The 17,176-nt window shown below is 52.4% G+C and carries 14 protein-coding genes and 5 tRNA genes; 16 read left to right on the top strand and 3 right to left on the bottom strand.

The window, feature by feature from the left end:
* Window positions 1–67: 67 nt before the first annotated feature.
* Together norW and norV are read right to left on the bottom strand one after the other, a co-directional pair.
* Window positions 68–1,201: an NADH:flavorubredoxin reductase NorW gene (norW, locus tag D9741_RS13105; RefSeq protein WP_130214449.1), complete on the bottom strand. Its 1,134-nt coding sequence runs from the start codon at window positions 1,199–1,201 to the stop codon at window positions 68–70.
* Entirely contained in the window at window positions 1,198–2,637 is a 1,440-nt protein-coding gene (gene norV / locus D9741_RS13100) for an anaerobic nitric oxide reductase flavorubredoxin (RefSeq protein ID WP_000029622.1), read from the bottom strand. Before norV ends, norW begins: the two co-directional genes overlap by 4 nt.
* Window positions 2,638–2,823: 186 nt before the next feature.
* Here norV and norR point away from each other — a divergent pair, with 186 nt between their 5' ends.
* Window positions 2,824–4,338: a nitric oxide reductase transcriptional regulator NorR gene (norR, locus tag D9741_RS13095; RefSeq protein WP_130214447.1), complete on the top strand. Its 1,515-nt coding sequence runs from the start codon at window positions 2,824–2,826 to the stop codon at window positions 4,336–4,338.
* Here the strand turns inward: norR and gutQ are convergent.
* Complete coding sequence (gene gutQ, locus D9741_RS13090) at window positions 4,335–5,300, bottom strand: arabinose-5-phosphate isomerase GutQ (RefSeq protein WP_130214445.1); 966 nt, start codon at window positions 5,298–5,300, stop codon at window positions 4,335–4,337. The genes norR and gutQ overlap by 4 nt on opposite strands.
* Before the next feature lie 253 nt (window positions 5,301–5,553).
* On the opposite strand from gutQ, the gene mltB reads away from it, so the two are divergent.
* The 15 genes from mltB (at window position 5,554) to luxS (ending at window position 16,942) form a co-directional block, all read left to right on the top strand.
* Complete coding sequence (gene mltB / locus D9741_RS13085) at window positions 5,554–6,633, top strand: lytic murein transglycosylase B (protein ID WP_130214443.1); 1,080 nt, start codon at window positions 5,554–5,556, stop codon at window positions 6,631–6,633.
* Between the two features lie 144 nt (window positions 6,634–6,777).
* Window positions 6,778–7,275: a nicotinamide-nucleotide amidase gene (gene pncC, locus D9741_RS13080; RefSeq protein ID WP_130214441.1), complete on the top strand. Its 498-nt coding sequence runs from the start codon at window positions 6,778–6,780 to the stop codon at window positions 7,273–7,275.
* A gap of 79 nt (window positions 7,276–7,354) precedes the next feature.
* Entirely contained in the window at window positions 7,355–8,416 is a 1,062-nt protein-coding gene (recA, locus tag D9741_RS13075; RefSeq protein WP_000963153.1) for a recombinase RecA, read from the top strand.
* Window positions 8,417–8,653: 237 nt separating this feature from the next.
* Window positions 8,654–9,154 carry a recombination regulator RecX gene (recX, locus tag D9741_RS13070; RefSeq protein ID WP_000140508.1) on the top strand — a complete coding sequence of 167 codons (501 nt, stop codon included), beginning with the start codon at window positions 8,654–8,656 and terminating at the stop codon, window positions 9,152–9,154.
* Window positions 9,155–9,281: 127 nt separating this feature from the next.
* Complete coding sequence (gene alaS, locus D9741_RS13065) at window positions 9,282–11,912, top strand: alanine--tRNA ligase (protein WP_130214439.1); 2,631 nt, start codon at window positions 9,282–9,284, stop codon at window positions 11,910–11,912.
* 234 nt (window positions 11,913–12,146) lie between these two features.
* Window positions 12,147–12,332 (top strand): carbon storage regulator CsrA, encoded by a 186-nt coding sequence (gene csrA / locus D9741_RS13060; protein ID WP_000906486.1) that lies wholly within the window; start codon window positions 12,147–12,149, stop codon window positions 12,330–12,332.
* Between the two features lie 315 nt (window positions 12,333–12,647).
* Window positions 12,648–12,740: transfer RNA gene (locus tag D9741_RS13055), tRNA-Ser, on the top strand.
* A gap of 3 nt (window positions 12,741–12,743) precedes the next feature.
* A tRNA-Arg gene (locus tag D9741_RS13050) sits at window positions 12,744–12,820 on the top strand.
* A gap of 64 nt (window positions 12,821–12,884) precedes the next feature.
* Window positions 12,885–12,961, top strand: a tRNA-Arg gene (locus tag D9741_RS13045).
* Window positions 12,962–13,158: 197 nt separating this feature from the next.
* Window positions 13,159–13,235 (top strand) — tRNA-Arg (locus D9741_RS13040).
* A 197-nt stretch (window positions 13,236–13,432) separates the two neighbouring features.
* Window positions 13,433–13,509 (top strand) — tRNA-Arg (locus D9741_RS13035).
* A 147-nt stretch (window positions 13,510–13,656) separates the two neighbouring features.
* Window positions 13,657–14,223, top strand: coding sequence for a fructose-1-phosphate/6-phosphogluconate phosphatase (gene yqaB / locus D9741_RS13030; protein ID WP_000273309.1), 567 nt, complete (start codon window positions 13,657–13,659; stop codon window positions 14,221–14,223).
* A complete protein-coding gene (locus tag D9741_RS13025) occupies window positions 14,220–14,648 on the top strand; it encodes a YqaA family protein (RefSeq protein WP_064529936.1) in 429 nt (142 codons plus the stop codon). The genes yqaB and D9741_RS13025 overlap by 4 nt, the downstream gene beginning before the upstream one ends.
* Window positions 14,649–14,720: 72 nt before the next feature.
* Window positions 14,721–16,277, top strand: coding sequence for a glutamate--cysteine ligase (gene gshA / locus D9741_RS13020; RefSeq protein ID WP_000611804.1), 1,557 nt, complete (start codon window positions 14,721–14,723; stop codon window positions 16,275–16,277).
* Window positions 16,278–16,426: 149 nt separating this feature from the next.
* Complete coding sequence (luxS, locus tag D9741_RS13015; protein WP_001130211.1) at window positions 16,427–16,942, top strand: S-ribosylhomocysteine lyase; 516 nt, start codon at window positions 16,427–16,429, stop codon at window positions 16,940–16,942.
* The last annotated feature ends 234 nt before the right edge of the window (window positions 16,943–17,176 follow it).

Genomic DNA, 17,176 nt, shown 5'->3' with positions numbered 1-17,176 from the left:
TGCGCTCCCCGTAGGTCGGATAAGACGCGCCAGCGTCGCATCCGACATTTTAGGCACAGTAGCCCACCTACACCGGCAACGTTTTCAACAATCCAAATGCCTCTTTCATCCGATCCTCACTGACCACAAAGGCGCGAAGCTGGTCAGCATCGTCAACGCCGCGCGCCACCATTCCCTGGCTTTCGGTATTAATCTGCCAGTGTAAATCCTGACGCTGGGTTTCGCCTGCCAGATGCAGCGGTAATTCCGGCGTTTTGATTTTCACCAGCATCGCCGGGAGTTTCAGCGGCGTGTTATTGCCGAGAAGATTTTTTGCCAGCACCATCGCGCTAAGTTGAATCGGCTGGAGGAACGGCAATACCTGACCGTTAATTTCCGCGCAATCGCCCAGCGCGTAAATATCGGCATTACGGGTTTGCAGATAACTGTCGACGCAAACGCCGCGATTAATCGTCAGCCCGGCGCGTCGTGCCAGGGCGGTTTCCGGGCGCAGTCCGGTGGCGGTAATTACCGCATCCACTTCGATGCTACGCTGGCGGTCCAGCGTTGCCAGAATGCCAGAATCCGTTTTTTCCAGCCCCTGCAACTGAGATTTCAACAGCAGATGAACGCCCATCTCCGTCAACCGATGCTGCAAGCGGCTGCTTACTTCCGGTGGCATTAACGACGCCAGAATACTGGCAGCGTTGTCGATTAGCGTGACTGCTTTGCCTGCCCGACAAAAATCCATCGCCAGTTCGCTACCAATCAAGCCACCGCCAACAATCAACACGCGTCGGGCATCCCGCAGTTGCGTTTCACAGGCGCGATACTCTTGCTGACTATTTAACGTCAGCATTAACTCACGCCCAGGCACTGGCGGGACAAAGGCACTGGCACCGGTTGCCAGCACCAGCTTGTCGTATTGCCACTGATTATTCTGGCTTTTCACCACATGGGCTTCGGCATCGATATCCGTCACCCAGGTGTGCGGAAACAGGCGCAGATTAAACTGCTCGGCAAATTCACCTGCCGTCTGGCGGGTAAGGTCGTCGGCACGTTGCCCCTGGCTTATAACATGGCTGAGATCAGGTTTGTTGTACTCATCCATGCTGTCGGCGGCAATCAGGGTTAATGGAATAGTGGCGTCCTGTTTGCGAATATTTTTCACCAGTTGGCGGGCGGCGAAGCCCGAACCAATGATCACAATGCCGTTGCTCATTTTGCCTCCGATGCCAGTTCGTCAAAGACGTCTTTGCCGAGGGAGCATTCCGGGCAGAGGAAGTTATCCGGAACTTCACTCCACGGCGTTCCCGGTGCAACGTCCTGCATTGGCTCGCCTTTTGCCGGATCGTAAATCCACTGACAGACGCTGCACTGCATCCGTGGGCCGAGGTCAGCCGTCGTGGTGGCAGAGGTTTCTTCTTTAACCACCGTATTCACCGTGCTCTGCGGCAGCGGCGCGAGCGCCCACTGACGGGCGATTTCGCGACCGTGTTCACGGCATAACTCCAGAGCGTCCTGGTCCGGTCGCCATTTGGCTTTCAGGCTAAGCGACATTTCGAAACCCGCATCCTGCAGGCGCGTGGAAAGACGATCCACCGCACCGCCGCTCCAGCCGTGAGAGCCGAAAGCACTGGCGCGTTTGTTACGGAAGCGTAATCCGGTCATCTCCTCCACCAGCCCGGCGATTTTCGGCATCATCACGTTATTCATCGTCGAAGTGCCGACCAGCACGCCTTTTGAGCGGAAGACATTGGTCAGGATTTCGTTTTTATCGCTTCGGGCGACGTTGAAAATTTTCACCGCCACGCGTGGGTCGGTTTCCGCAATCCCCTGGGCGATAGCGTCAGCCATCATGCGGGTGTTATTCGACATGGTGTCGTAGAAAATGGTGATTCTGTCTTCCTGATAATCTGCTGCCCATTTCAGGTACAGCTCGACAATTTGCGTCGGGTTATCGCGCCATACCACGCCGTGGGAAGTGGCTATCATATCGACTGGTAAGTTAAAGCCCAGGATCTCGGTAATTTTCGGCGTTACCAGGCGGCTGAACGGCGTCAGGATATTGGCGTAGTAACGCTGGCACTGCTCGAAAAGCTCCGTCTGATCCACTTCATCGTTGAACAGATGCTCGTCACAGTAGTGCTGACCGAAAGCATCGTTACTGAACAGCACCGCGTCGCCTGTCAGGTAAGTCATCATGCTGTCCGGCCAGTGCAGCATTGGTGTTTCGACAAAAATGAGCTGTTTGCCGTTGCCGATATCCAGCGTGTCGCCAGTTTTCACCACATTAAAATTCCACTCCGGATGATGGTGATGACCATTTATCGAGTCGATAGCGTTGGCAGTACAGTAGATCGGCGTATCGGGAATTTGCGCCATCAGTTCGGTCAGCGCCCCAGCGTGGTCCTCTTCTGCATGGTTAATCACGATGTAATCGATATCCGCCAGATCGATTTCATTACGCAGGTTCTGCACAAATTCGCGGCTGAATTTATGGTCGACGGTGTCGATCAGCACGTTTTTTTCTTCGCGGATGAGGTAGCTGTTGTAACTGCTGCCGCGCAGCGTTTTATATTCCGTGCCGTGAAAATCACGCACTTCCCAGTCACGTTGACCAACCCAATGAATGTTATTTTTCACCACAATAGACATAGCAACCTCAATTTATTCAGCGTGTTCTAAAAAGATGTCTTGCTAATTGCAGATTGCGTGCCAGTTTTTTATCTGATTGTTTTTACTCTATAAATAAAATTATGCTCATTAATGAGTAGTCAAAATGACTATCAATCAAATGGTCGATATGACAATATCTATAGTCAAATTGACAGTGAGGCAAAGATGAGTTTTTCCGTTGATGTGCTGGCGAATATCGCCATCGAATTGCAGCGTGGGATTGGTCATCAGGATCGTTTTCAGCGCCTGATCACCACGCTGCGTCAGGTGCTGGAGTGCGATGCGTCTGCGTTGCTACGTTACGACTCGCGGCAGTTTATTCCGCTTGCCATCGACGGGCTGGCTAAGGATGTACTCGGTAGACGCTTTGCGCTGGAAGGTCATCCACGGCTGGAAGCGATTGCCCGCGCGGGTGATGTGGTGCGTTTTCCCGCAGACAGCGAATTGCCCGATCCCTATGACGGTTTGATTCCAGGGCAGGAGAGTCTGAAGGTTCACGCCTGTGTTGGTCTGCCGTTGTTTGCCGGACAAAACCTGATCGGCGCACTGACGCTCGACGGGATGCAGCCCGATCAGTTCGATGTTTTCAGCGACGAAGAGTTACGGCTGATTGCTGCGCTGGCGGCGGGAGCGTTAAGCAATGCGTTGCTGATTGAGCAACTGGAAAGCCAGAATATGCTGCCAGGCGATGCCGCGCCGTTTGAAGCGGTGAAACAGACGCAGATGATCGGTCTGTCGCCAGGTATGACGCAATTGAAAAAAGAGATTGAGATTGTGGCGGCGTCCGATCTCAACGTCCTGATCAGCGGTGAGACGGGAACCGGTAAGGAGCTGGTGGCGAAAGCGATTCATGAAGCCTCGTCAAGGGCGGTGAATCCGCTGGTCTATCTCAACTGTGCCGCACTGCCGGAAAGTGTGGCGGAAAGTGAACTGTTCGGGCATGTGAAAGGAGCGTTTACTGGCGCTATCAGTAACCGCAGCGGGAAGTTTGAAATGGCGGATAACGGCACGCTGTTTCTGGATGAGATCGGCGAGTTGTCGTTGGCATTGCAGGCCAAGCTGCTGAGGGTGTTGCAGTATGGCGATATTCAGCGCGTTGGCGATGACCGCAGTTTGCGGGTCGATGTGCGCGTGCTGGCTGCGACTAACCGCGACTTACGCGAAGAGGTGCTGGCAGGGCGATTTCGCGCCGACTTGTTTCATCGCCTGAGCGTGTTTCCACTTTCGGTGCCGCCGCTGCGTGAGCGGGGCGATGACGTCATTCTGCTGGCAGGGTATTTCTGTGAGCAGTGTCGTTTGCGGCTGGGGCTTTCCCGCGTGGTATTAAGTGCCGGAGCGCGAAAATTACTGCAACACTATAATTTTCCGGGAAATGTGCGCGAACTGGAACATGCTATTCATCGGGCGGTAGTGCTGGCGAGAGCCACTCGCAGCGGCGATGAAGTGATTCTTGAGGCGCAACATTTTGCTTTTCCTGAGGAGGCATTGCCGCCGCCAGAAGTGATGACAACGCCCGTCGTTAAGCAAAATCTGCGTGAAGCGACAGAAGCGTTCCAGCGTGAAACCATTCGCCAGGCACTGGCACAAAATCATCACAACTGGGCTGCCTGTGCGCGAATGCTGGAAACTGACGTCGCCAACCTGCATCGGTTGGCGAAACGTCTGGGATTGAAGGATTAAATAATCCCGGCCTGATAGAAATCCTGCAGGTTAATTGCGCCGGTGAGTTTGCCGTTTTCATCCACCACCGGTGCGGCAGTGATTTTGCGCTTCATCAGAACTTCTTTGGCGTCGATGGCGCGACTTTGTGCCTGTAATGTGGTGCCGCCTGTCGTCATCGCTTCATTCACTGGTGTGGTGAGTGCGCCGCCGCCTACCAGCCAGCGACGTAAATCACCGTCGGTAAAGACGCCTTTCACCAGTCGTTGATCATCGCACACTGCCACCAGACCTAAACCGGTGCGGCTAAGTTCCTGCATCGCATCCATCACGCTGGCGGTTAACGCTACCTGCGGGATGGCGTCATCACGGCGCATCAGATGATGCACTTTATTCAGCAAGCGAGCGCCCAGTGCCCCAGCTGGGTGGGAGCGGGCAAAATCTTCTTCATTAAATCCGCGCGCCTGCATGACCGCCATCGCCAGCGCGTCACCCATCATCAGGGTATTGACGGTGCTGGAGGTCGGCGCAAGGTGCATCGGACAGGCTTCGCGTTCTACGGAGATATCCAGCACCGCTTTCGCCGCGAGTCCCAGCGGTGACGTCGGTTTGCCGGTCATCGCCAGCAGCGCGATAGATTTGTCTTCCAGACGCGGAATAATGAGATCCAGTTCCTTCGCGCCACCGGAGTAAGAGATAAACAGCATCACATCGCGGCTTTCGAGCATCCCCAGATCGCCGTGCAGTGCTTCTGCCGGATGGACAAAAAAAGCCGGTGTGCCGGTGCTGGCAAGTGTTGCGGCGATTTTCTTACCAATGTGGCCCGATTTGCCAATTCCCGAAACCACCACTTTGCCTTCGCAGTGCAGGATGATATTGGCGGCGCGAACAAAATCATCGCCCAGACGTTCCGGTAAACGGCTTGCTTCCTGCAACTCCAGTATTAACGTCTGACGTCCCGCGTTCAGTAGTGCTTCACTCATTGCTCTCTCCGGTTAAGGTCCATTTATTTATTCCAGCCAGGGATTGATGGCCGGAATGAGCGCTCATTATCCAGCGCTATGGGAAGGGAAACAACATATGTGAATTTAGTTACAACATACTTTAAGAAAAAATATGAACTGAAAGAAGAGACTAAAGAGAAATTGAGTGCCGAAAACAGACTACCGCTTCCTTGTGCGGGGCGGGATGCTTTACCATACTTGCCCCTGGTTGAATCTGTTAAATGGACTCCTCATGTTCAAGCATCGTTATGTAACATTGCTTCCCCTTTTTGTGTTACTTGCCGCCTGTAGCAGCAAGCCAAAACCGACTGAGACAACCACCGGAACGCCGTCCGGCGGCTTCCTGCTTGAGCCGCAGCACAATGTGATGCAGATGGGCGGAGATTTCGCCAATAACCCCAATGCGCAGCAGTTCATCGACAAAATGGTGAACAAACACGGTTTCGATCGTCAGCAATTGCAGGAAATTCTCTCTCAGGCGAAACGTCTGGATTCGGTACTGCGGCTGATGGATAACCAGGCACCAACCACATCGGTGAAACCGCCATCCGGTCCTAACGGCGCATGGCTGCGTTATCGCAAAAAATTTATTACGCCGGATAACGTGCAGAACGGCGTGGTTTTCTGGAATCAGTATGAAGATGCGCTGAATCGCGCGTGGCAGGTGTATGGCGTACCGCCGGAAATTATCGTCGGGATTATCGGCGTTGAAACCCGCTGGGGGCGCGTGATGGGGAAAACCCGCATCCTCGATGCGCTGGCAACGCTGTCATTTAACTACCCACGCCGCGCGGAGTATTTCTCTGGCGAGCTGGAAACTTTCCTGCTGATGGCGCGTGATGAGCAGGACGATCCGCTCAATCTGAAAGGTTCCTTTGCCGGTGCGATGGGCTACGGACAGTTTATGCCGTCGTCTTACAAACAATATGCGGTAGATTTCAGCGGCGACGGGCATATCAACCTGTGGGATCCGGTTGATGCTATTGGTAGTGTGGCGAACTATTTCAAAGCGCACGGCTGGGTTAAAGGTGATCAGGTTGCGGTGATGGCAAACGGCCAGGCCCCAGGCTTGCCAAATGGTTTCAAAACCAAGTACAGCATTTCTCAGCTTGCTGCGGCAGGTTTAACGCCACAGCAGTCGCTGGGCAACCATCAACAGGCCAGCCTGCTGCGTCTGGATGTTGGAACAGGTTATCAGTACTGGTACGGTCTGCCAAACTTCTACACCATTACCCGTTATAACCACAGCACCCATTACGCAATGGCGGTCTGGCAGTTAGGACAAGCCGTGGCGCTGGCGCGCGTACAGTAACTATCTGCAAGAGGGAGGCGTGAGCTTCCCTCTGGCTAATCAGCTTTTTTCTGAATCCTCCTCGTAAAATTGCAACGCCAACACCATCTTCCTGACGAAAGTGCTATCTTGTCCGGCATAAATTTTTGACTGACAGAGGTTGTGATGACTGACAGTGAACTGATGCAGTTAAGCGAGCAGGTAGGGCTGGCGCTGAAATCCCGTGGTGCAACCGTAACAACAGCCGAGTCTTGTACTGGCGGTTGGGTAGCGAAAGTGATTACCGATATTGCCGGCAGTTCCGCCTGGTTTGAACGCGGATTTGTCACCTACAGTAACGAAGCCAAAGCGCAGATGATCGGCGTACGCGAAGAGACGCTGGCGCAGCATGGTGCGGTGAGTGAACCTGTTGTGGTGGAAATGGCGATAGGCGCACTGAAAGCGGCTCGTGCTGATTATGCGGTTGCTATCAGTGGCATCGCCGGACCGGATGGCGGCAGCGAAGAGAAGCCTGTCGGCACCGTCTGGTTTGCTTTTGCCACAGCCCGCGGCGAAGGCATTACCCGCCGGGAATGCTTTAGCGGCGACCGCGATGCCGTGCGTCGTAAGGCGACGGCTTATGCCTTAAATACGCTGCGGCAACAATTTCTACAAAATACTTGATACTGTATGACTATACAGTATAATTGCTTCAACAGAACATATTGACTATCCGGTATTACCCGGCATGACAGGAGTAAAAATGGCTATCGACGAAAACAAACAGAAAGCGTTGGCGGCAGCACTGGGCCAGATTGAGAAACAATTTGGTAAAGGCTCCATCATGCGCCTGGGTGAAGACCGTTCCATGGATGTGGAAACCATCTCTACTGGTTCGCTTTCACTGGATATCGCGCTCGGAGCAGGTGGTCTGCCGATGGGCCGTATCGTCGAAATCTACGGACCGGAATCTTCCGGTAAAACCACGCTGACGCTGCAGGTGATTGCCGCTGCCCAGCGCGAAGGTAAAACCTGTGCGTTTATCGATGCTGAACACGCGCTGGACCCAGTCTATGCACGTAAATTGGGTGTCGATATCGACAACCTGCTGTGCTCCCAGCCGGACACCGGCGAGCAGGCACTGGAAATCTGTGACGCTCTGGCGCGTTCTGGCGCAGTAGACGTTATCGTCGTTGACTCCGTGGCGGCACTGACGCCGAAAGCGGAAATCGAAGGCGAAATCGGCGACTCTCACATGGGCCTTGCGGCACGTATGATGAGCCAGGCGATGCGTAAGCTGGCGGGTAACCTGAAGCAGTCCAACACGCTGCTGATCTTCATCAACCAGATCCGTATGAAAATTGGTGTGATGTTCGGTAATCCGGAAACCACTACCGGTGGTAACGCGCTGAAATTCTACGCCTCTGTTCGTCTCGACATCCGTCGTATCGGTGCGGTGAAAGAGGGCGAAAACGTAGTGGGTAGCGAAACCCGCGTGAAAGTGGTGAAGAACAAAATTGCAGCGCCGTTTAAACAGGCTGAATTCCAGATCCTCTACGGTGAAGGCATCAACTTCTACGGCGAACTGGTTGACCTGGGCGTGAAAGAGAAGCTGATCGAGAAAGCTGGCGCGTGGTACAGCTACAAAGGTGAGAAGATCGGCCAAGGTAAAGCGAATGCGACTGCCTGGCTGAAAGATAACCCGGAAACCGCGAAAGAGATCGAGAAGAAAGTACGTGAGCTGCTGCTGAGCAACCCGAACTCAACGCCGGATTTCTCTGTAGATGACAGCGAAGGCGTAGCAGAAACTAACGAAGATTTTTAATCGTCTTGTTTGATACTCAAGGGGCGCATCTGCGACTCTGAGACGGATGACAACCGCAAAATTGCCTGATGCGCTACGCTTATCAGGCCTACATGTTCTCTGCAATGTATTGAAGTTGCACGGTTTGTAGGACGGATAAGGCGCTCACGCCGCATCCGGCATGAACAACGCCACTTTGTCAGCAAAACCTGGGTCGCATCTGCGGCCCTTTTGCTTTTTAAGTTTTAAGGATATGCCATGACAGAATCAACGTCCCGTCGCCCGGCATATGCTCGCCTGTTGGATCGAGCGGTACGCATTCTGGCGGTGCGCGATCACAGTGAGCAAGAACTGCGACGTAAACTCGCGGCACCGATTATGGGCAAAAATGGCCCGGAAGAGATTGATGCCACGGCAGAAGATTACGAGCGCGTTATTGCCTGGTGCCATGAACATGGCTATCTCGATGACAGCCGATTTGTGGCGCGCTTTATCGCCAGCCGTAGCCGCAAAGGTTATGGACCTGCGCGTATCCGTCAGGAACTGAATCAGAAAGGTATTTCCCGCGAAGCGACAGAAAAAGCGATGCGTGAATGTGACATCGACTGGTGCGCACTGGCGCGCGATCAGGCGACGCGAAAATATGGCGAACCTTTGCCAACTGTCTTTTCAGAAAAAGTTAAGATCCAGCGTTTTCTGCTCTATCGTGGCTATCTGATGGAAGATATCCAGGAGATTTGGCGAAATTTTGCCGACTGAACGCATACGGTATTTTACTTCCCAGTCAAGAAAACTTATCTTATTCCCACTTTTCAGTTACCAGCCCGGCGGTTAAGACTCGCTGTAGCTGGTGGCGATATTTCGTTAGCTTGATTTCAGGATAATTATGAGCAAGAGCACCGCTGAGATCCGTCAGGCGTTTCTCGACTTTTTCCATAGTAAGGGACATCAGGTAGTTGCCAGCAGCTCCCTGGTACCCCATAACGACCCAACTTTGTTGTTTACCAACGCCGGGATGAACCAGTTCAAGGATGTCTTCCTTGGGCTCGACAAGCGTAATTATTCCCGCGCTACCACTTCCCAACGCTGCGTGCGTGCGGGTGGTAAACACAACGACCTGGAAAACGTCGGTTACACCGCGCGTCACCATACCTTCTTCGAAATGCTGGGCAACTTCAGCTTCGGCGACTATTTCAAACACGATGCCATTCAGTTTGCATGGGAACTGCTGACCAGCGAAAAATGGTTTGCCCTGCCGAAAGAGCGTCTGTGGGTTACCGTCTATGAAAGCGACGACGAAGCCTACGAAATCTGGGAAAAAGAAGTAGGGATCCCGCGCGAACGTATTATTCGCATCGGCGATAACAAAGGTGCGCCATACGCATCTGACAACTTCTGGCAGATGGGTGACACTGGTCCGTGCGGCCCGTGCACCGAAATCTTCTACGATCACGGCGACCACATTTGGGGTGGCCCTCCGGGAAGCCCGGAAGAAGACGGTGACCGCTACATTGAGATCTGGAACATCGTCTTCATGCAGTTCAACCGCCAGGCAGATGGCACGATGGAACCGCTGCCGAAGCCGTCTGTAGATACCGGTATGGGTCTGGAGCGTATTGCCGCCGTGCTGCAACACGTAAACTCCAACTATGATATCGACCTGTTCCGTACGCTGATTCAGGCGGTGGCTAAGGTGACTGGCGCGACCGATCTGAGCAATAAATCGCTGCGCGTTATCGCTGACCACATTCGTTCTTGTGCGTTCCTGATCGCGGATGGCGTAATGCCGTCCAACGAAAACCGTGGTTATGTACTGCGTCGTATCATTCGTCGCGCAGTGCGTCACGGCAATATGCTGGGCGCGAAAGAAACCTTCTTCTACAAACTGGTTGGTCCGCTGATCGACGTTATGGGCTCTGCGGGTGAAGACCTGAAGCGCCAGCAGGCGCAGGTTGAGCAGGTGCTGAAGACTGAAGAAGAGCAGTTTGCCCGTACTCTGGAGCGCGGTCTGGCGCTGCTGGATGAAGAGCTGGCAAAACTTTCTGGTGATACGCTGGATGGCGAAACTGCTTTCCGCCTGTACGACACCTACGGCTTCCCGGTTGACCTGACGGCTGACGTTTGCCGTGAGCGCAACATCAAAGTTGACGAAGCTGGATTTGAAGCAGCAATGGAAGAGCAGCGTCGTCGTGCGCGCGAAGCCAGCGGCTTTGGTGCCGATTACAACGCGATGATCCGTGTTGATAGCGCATCTGAATTTAAAGGCTATGACCATCTGGAACTGAACGGCAAAGTGACCGCGCTGTTTGTTGATGGTAAAGCGGTTGATGCCATCAATGCAGGCCAGGAAGCTGTGGTTGTGCTGGATCAAACGCCATTCTATGCAGAATCCGGCGGTCAGGTTGGCGATAAAGGCGAACTGAAAGGCGCTAACTTCTCCTATGCGGTGGAAGATACGCAGAAATATGGCCAGGCGATTGGTCACATCGGTAAACTTGCTGCGGGTTCTCTGAAAGTGGGCGACGCGGTACAGGCGGATGTAGATGAAGCTCGTCGCGCTCGTATTCGTCTGAATCACTCCGCAACGCACCTGATGCACGCTGCGCTGCGTCAGGTTCTGGGTACTCATGTCTCCCAGAAAGGTTCGCTGGTTAATGACAAGGTGCTGCGTTTTGACTTCTCGCATAACGAAGCGATGAAACCAGAAGAGATTCGTGCTGTCGAAGATCTGGTGAACGCGCAGATTCGTCGTAACTTGCCTATCGAAACCAACATCATGGATCTCGACGCGGCGAAAGCGAAAGGTGCGATGGCGCTGTTCGGCGAGAAGTATGATGAACGTGTACGCGTGCTGAGCATGGGCGATTTCTCCACCGAGCTGTGTGGTGGTACTCACGCCAGCCGCACCGGTGATATTGGTCTGTTCCGTATTATTTCTGAATCGGGTACTGCTGCAGGCGTTCGTCGTATCGAAGCGGTAACCGGAGAAGGTGCTATCGCCACCGTTCATGCAGACAGCGATCGCTTAAGCGAAGTCGCGCATCTGCTGAAAGGCGATAGCAATAATCTGGCTGATAAAGTGCGCTCAGTACTGGAACGTACGCGTCAGCTGGAAAAAGAGTTACAACAGCTTAAAGAACAGGCTGCCGCACAGGAGAGCGCAAATCTTTCCAGTAAGGCAATTGATGTTAATGGTGTTAAGCTGTTGGTTAGTGAGCTTAGCGGTGTTGAGCCGAAAATGTTGCGCACCATGGTTGACGATTTAAAAAATCAGCTGGGGTCGACAATTATCGTGCTGGCAACGGTAGCCGAAGGTAAGGTTTCTCTGATTGCAGGCGTATCTAAGGACGTCACAGATCGCGTGAAAGCAGGGGAACTGATTGGTATGGTCGCTCAGCAGGTGGGCGGCAAGGGTGGTGGACGTCCTGACATGGCGCAAGCCGGTGGTACGGATGCTGCGGCCTTACCTGCAGCGTTAGCCAGTGTGAAAGGCTGGGTCAGCGCGAAATTGCAATAATATAAGTGTCAGGCAATGCCGTGGACTTGCTTCACGGCATTCGCATCGACGCTATCGACAATGATAAAGTCAGGTTGAAGTTGTGTATATCGGCTAAACTTAGGTTTAACAGAATGTAATGCCATGACTGCTTAGATGTAATGTGTTTGTCATTGCTTACTTTTTGGCGTTATATGATGGATAATGCCGGGATACAGAGAGACCCGACTCTTTTAATCTTTCAAGGAGCAAAGAATGCTGATTCTGACTCGTCGAGTTGGTGAGACCCTCATGATTGGGGATGAGGTCACCGTGACAGTTTTAGGGGTAAAGGGCAACCAGGTACGTATTGGCGTAAACGCCCCGAAGGAAGTTTCTGTTCACCGTGAAGAGATCTACCAGCGTATCCAGGCTGAAAAATCCCAGCAGTCCAGTTACTAATCTTTCCGCGTCTCATCTTTAACGGTGAGACGCACCCTCAAAATTTCTCCTTCACTTCATTTTCTTTTCGCGTTACTCCCGTTCATTTAACTTTTGCCTTCATTTTTCTCTATCACTGCTACCTGTCAGAGGCCTGTTTTTCTGTTGATAAAACACTCTTTTTGACGTTTTTACAGACTAATTGAGCGCGAAGTGTGCAAACGATAAAAGTGTGGGAAAAATTGTTTGACTTATAAGTCTCAGAAAGTAATATGTGCGCCACGCAGCGACGATGAGCGATAAACAAGTTCTTCGAAGCACTCGTAAGAGGCGTGTGGTGAGGTGGCCGAGAGGCTGAAGGCGCTCCCCTGCTAAGGGAGTATGCGGTCAAAAGCTGCATCCGGGGTTCGAATCCCCGCCTCACCGCCATTTGCATCCGTAGCTCAGCTGGATAGAGTACTCGGCTACGAACCGAGCGGTCGGAGGTTCGAATCCTCCCGGATGCACCATCTCTTACTTGATACGGCTTTAGTAGCGGTATCAAAAAATCTGCAGTAAAGTAAGTTTCCCGATGCATCCGTAGCTCAGCTGGATAGAGTACTCGGCTACGAACCGAGCGGTCGGAGGTTCGAATCCTCCCGGATGCACCATATTCTCCGTAATCTTCAGCGATGAAGGTATCGAAGAGGTGGCGGTACTAACCGCAGGCACCAGGGAGGATAACGTTGCTTTAGCAACGGCCCGAAGGGCGAGCCGCAAGGCGAGTAATCCTCCCGGATGCACCATCTCTTACTTGATACGGCTTTAGTAGCGGTATCAATATCAGCAGTAAAACAAATTTCCCGATGCATCCGTAGCTCAGCTGGATAGAGTACTCGGCTACGAACCGAGCGGTCGGAGGTTCGAATCCTCCCGGATGCACCATATTCTCCGTAACCTTCAGCGATGAAGGTATCGAAGAGGTGGCGGTACTAACCGCAGGCACCAGGGAGGATAACGTTGCTTAGCAACGGCCCGAAGGGCGAGCCGCAAGGCGAGTAATCCTCCCGGATGCACCATCTCTTACTTGATATGGCTTTCGTAGCGATATCAATATCAGCAGTAAAATAAATTTTCCCGATGCATCCGTAGCTCAGCTGGATAGAGTACTCGGCTACGAACCGAGCGGTCGGAGGTTCGAATCCTCCCGGATGCACCATCTTCTCCAAAAAATTTCCTTCAAAAATATCTCATTTCTAAATAACTATTTTATCCATATCCTGAATAATCTTCCCTTTCGCCATCAGCGACAAAATCAAGCAATTACGCTAAAGTAGCGTCATATTTTTCGACTTGCGAGAAGACCATGTACGAGCGTTATGCAGGTTTAATTTTTGATATGGATGGCACAATCCTGGATACGGAGCCTACGCACCGTAAAGCGTGGCGCGAAGTATTAGGGCATTACGGTCTTCAGTACGATGTTCAGGCGATGATTGCGCTTAATGGCTCGCCCACCTGGCGTATTGCTCAGGCGATTATTGAGCTGAATCAGGCCGATCTCGACCCGCATGCGTTAGCGCGTGAAAAAACAGAAGCAGTAAGAAGTATGCTGCTGGATAGCGTCGAACCGCTTCCTCTTGTTGAAGTGGTGAAAAGCTGGCACGGACGTCGACCAATGGCTGTTGGAACGGGGAGTGAAAGCGCCATCGCTGAGGCATTGCTGGCGCACCTGGGATTACGCCGTTATTTTGATGCGGTCGTTGCCGCCGATCACGTCAAACACCATAAACCTGCGCCAGACACATTTTTGTTGTGCGCACAGCGTATGGGCGTGCAACCAACGCAGTGTGTGGTCTTTGAAGATGCTGATTTCGGTATTCAGGCTGCTCGCGCTGCAGGCATGGACGCAGTGGATGTTCGCTTGCTGTGAGTGAAGCTTTATCGCTTTTCTCGTTGTTTGCCAGTAGTTTCCTCAGCGCTACACTATTACCCGGTAATTCCGAAGTCGTCCTGGTTGCAATGTTACTTTCCGGGGTAAGTCATCCCTGGGTTTTAGTGTTAACAGCAACAATGGGTAATAGCCTTGGAGGGCTAACTAACGTTATCCTTGGGCGTTTCTTTCCACTGCGCAAAACATCGCGCTGGCAAGAGAAAGCCATCGGCTGGCTGAAACGATATGGTGCAATCACACTATTATTAAGCTGGATGCCCGTGGTTGGCGATTTACTGTGTCTGTTAGCGGGATGGATGCGCATCTCGTGGGGACCGGTAATCTTTTTTTTGTGCCTTGGTAAAGCGTTACGCTATGTTGCGATTGCAGTAGCTACCGTTCAGGGCATGATGTGGTGGCACTAATTGTAGGCCTGCACACATGGCCACCATTACAGTTATGCTAAATAAAACGATTTTGACAGGCGGGAGGTCAATTTGATCCCGGACGTATCACAGGCGCTGGCCTGGCTGGAAAAACATCCTCAGGCGTTAAAGGGGATACAGCGTGGGCTGGAGCGCGAAACTTTGCGTGTTAATGCGGATGGCACACTGGCAACAACAGGTCATCCTGAAGCATTAGGTTCCGCACTGACGCATAAATGGATAACCACCGATTTTGCGGAAGCATTGCTGGAATTTATTACACCAGTGGATGGTGATATTGAACATATGCTGACCTTTATGCGCGATCTGCATCGTTATACGGCGCGCAATATGGGCGATGAGCGGATGTGGCCGTTAAGCATGCCATGCTACATCGCAGAAGGTCAGGACATCGAACTGGCACAGTACGGCACTTCTAACACCGGACGCTTTAAAACGCTATACCGTGAAGGGCTGAAAAATCGCTACGGCGCGCTGATGCAAACCATTTCCGGCGTGCACTACAATTTCTCTTTGCCAATGGCATTCTGGCAAGCGAAGTGCGGTGATATCTCGGGCGCTGATGCCAAAGAGAAAATTTCTGCGGGCTATTTCCGCGTTATCCGCAATTACTATCGTTTCGGTTGGGTCATTCCTTATCTGTTTGGCGCGTCTCCGGCGATTTGTTCTTCTTTCCTGCAAGGAAAACCAACGTCGCTGCCGTTTGAGAAAACCGAGTGCGGTATGTATTACCTGCCGTATGCGACCTCTCTTCGTTTGAGCGATCTTGGCTATACCAACAAATCGCAAAGCAATCTTGGTATTACCTTCAACGATCTCTACGAGTACGTCGCAGGGCTCAAGCAGGCTATCAAAACGCCGTCGGAAGAGTACGCGAAGATTGGTATTGAGAAAGACGGTAAGCGGCTACAAATCAACAGCAACGTGCTGCAGATTGAAAACGAACTGTACGCGCCGATTCGTCCAAAACGCGTTACCCGCAGCGGAGAGTCGCCTTCTGATGCGCTGTTACGTGGCGGCATTGAATATATTGAAGTGCGTTCGCTGGACATCAACCCGTTCTCGCCGATTGGTGTAGATGAACAGCAGGTGCGTTTCCTCGACCTGTTTATGGTCTGGTGTGCGCTGGCTGATGCACCGGAAATGAGCAGTAGCGAACTTGCCTGTACACGCGTTAACTGGAACCGGGTGATCCTCGAAGGTCGCAAACCGGGCCTGACGCTGGGTATCGGTTGTGAAACCGCGCAGTTCCCGTTGCCGCAGGTGGGGAAAGATCTGTTCCGCGATCTAAAACGCGTCGCGCAAACGCTGGATAGCATTAACGGCGGCGAAGCGTACCAGAAAGTGTGTGATGAACTGGTCGCCTGCTTCGATAATCCTGATCTGACTTTCTCTGCGCGTATCTTAAGGTCTATGATTGATACTGGCATTGGCGGAACAGGTAAAGCGTTTGCAGAAGCCTACCGTAATCTTCTGCGTGAAGAGCCGCTGGAAATTCTGCGCGAAGAGGATTTTGTCGCCGAGCGCGAGGCATCTGAACGCCGTCAGCAGGAAATGGAAGCCGCTGATACCGAACCGTTTGCGGTGTGGCTGGAAAAACACGCCTGACAGAAAAGAAAAAGGCCACTCGTGAGTGGCCAAAATTTCATCTCTGAATTCAGGGATGATGATAACAAATGCGCGTCTTTCATATACTCAGACTCGCCTGGGAAGAAAGAGTTCAGAATATTTAAAAAAAATTTACCGGAGGTGGCTAAATGCCGTTGTTAGATAGCTTCACAGTCGATCATACCCGGATGGAAGCGCCAGCAGTTCGGGTGGCGAAAACAATGAACACCCCGCATGGCGACGCAATCACCGTGTTCGATCTTCGCTTCTGCGTGCCGAACAAAGAAGTGATGCCAGAAAGAGGGATCCATACCCTGGAGCACCTGTTTGCTGGTTTTATGCGTAACCATCTTAACGGTAATGGCGTTGAGATTATCGATATCTCACCAATGGGCTGCCGCACTGGTTTTTATATGAGTCTGATTGGTACGCCTGATGAGCAGCGTGTCGCTGATGCCTGGAAAGCGGCAATGGAAGACGTGTTGAAAGTGCAGGATCAGAATCAGATCCCGGAACTTAACGTCTATCAGTGCGGTACTTACCAGATGCACTCTTTGCAGGAAGCACAGGATATTGCGCGTAGTATTCTGGAACGTGACGTGCGCATCAACAGCAATGAAGAACTGGCGCTGCCGAAAGAGAAGTTGCAGGAACTGCACATTTAGTTGGTTAGTGCAGAAGCAGCCGGACATGCAACAGCACCGTCCGGCTTGCCTGGTGCGCTACGCTTATCTGGTTGACGCAGGGAGCGTGCCACCTGTACGTGACAGGTGGCAAAGTGGCATTAAAAGAGATATTTCATGCCCAGCATTCCCTGGGTATCACTGTAACCGTTGTCACCCAACTGCTGGGCGACATTGCCCCACAGTTGCAGACGTGGAGTAATCTGACCTTCCACC

This window comes from Escherichia sp. E14V7 (genome assembly GCF_004212225.1).
In the GTDB taxonomy this organism is placed as follows: domain Bacteria; phylum Pseudomonadota; class Gammaproteobacteria; order Enterobacterales; family Enterobacteriaceae; genus Escherichia.
The sequence above is the reverse complement of the archived record's forward strand: the minus strand, read 5'-3'. Positions and strand labels throughout refer to the sequence as shown.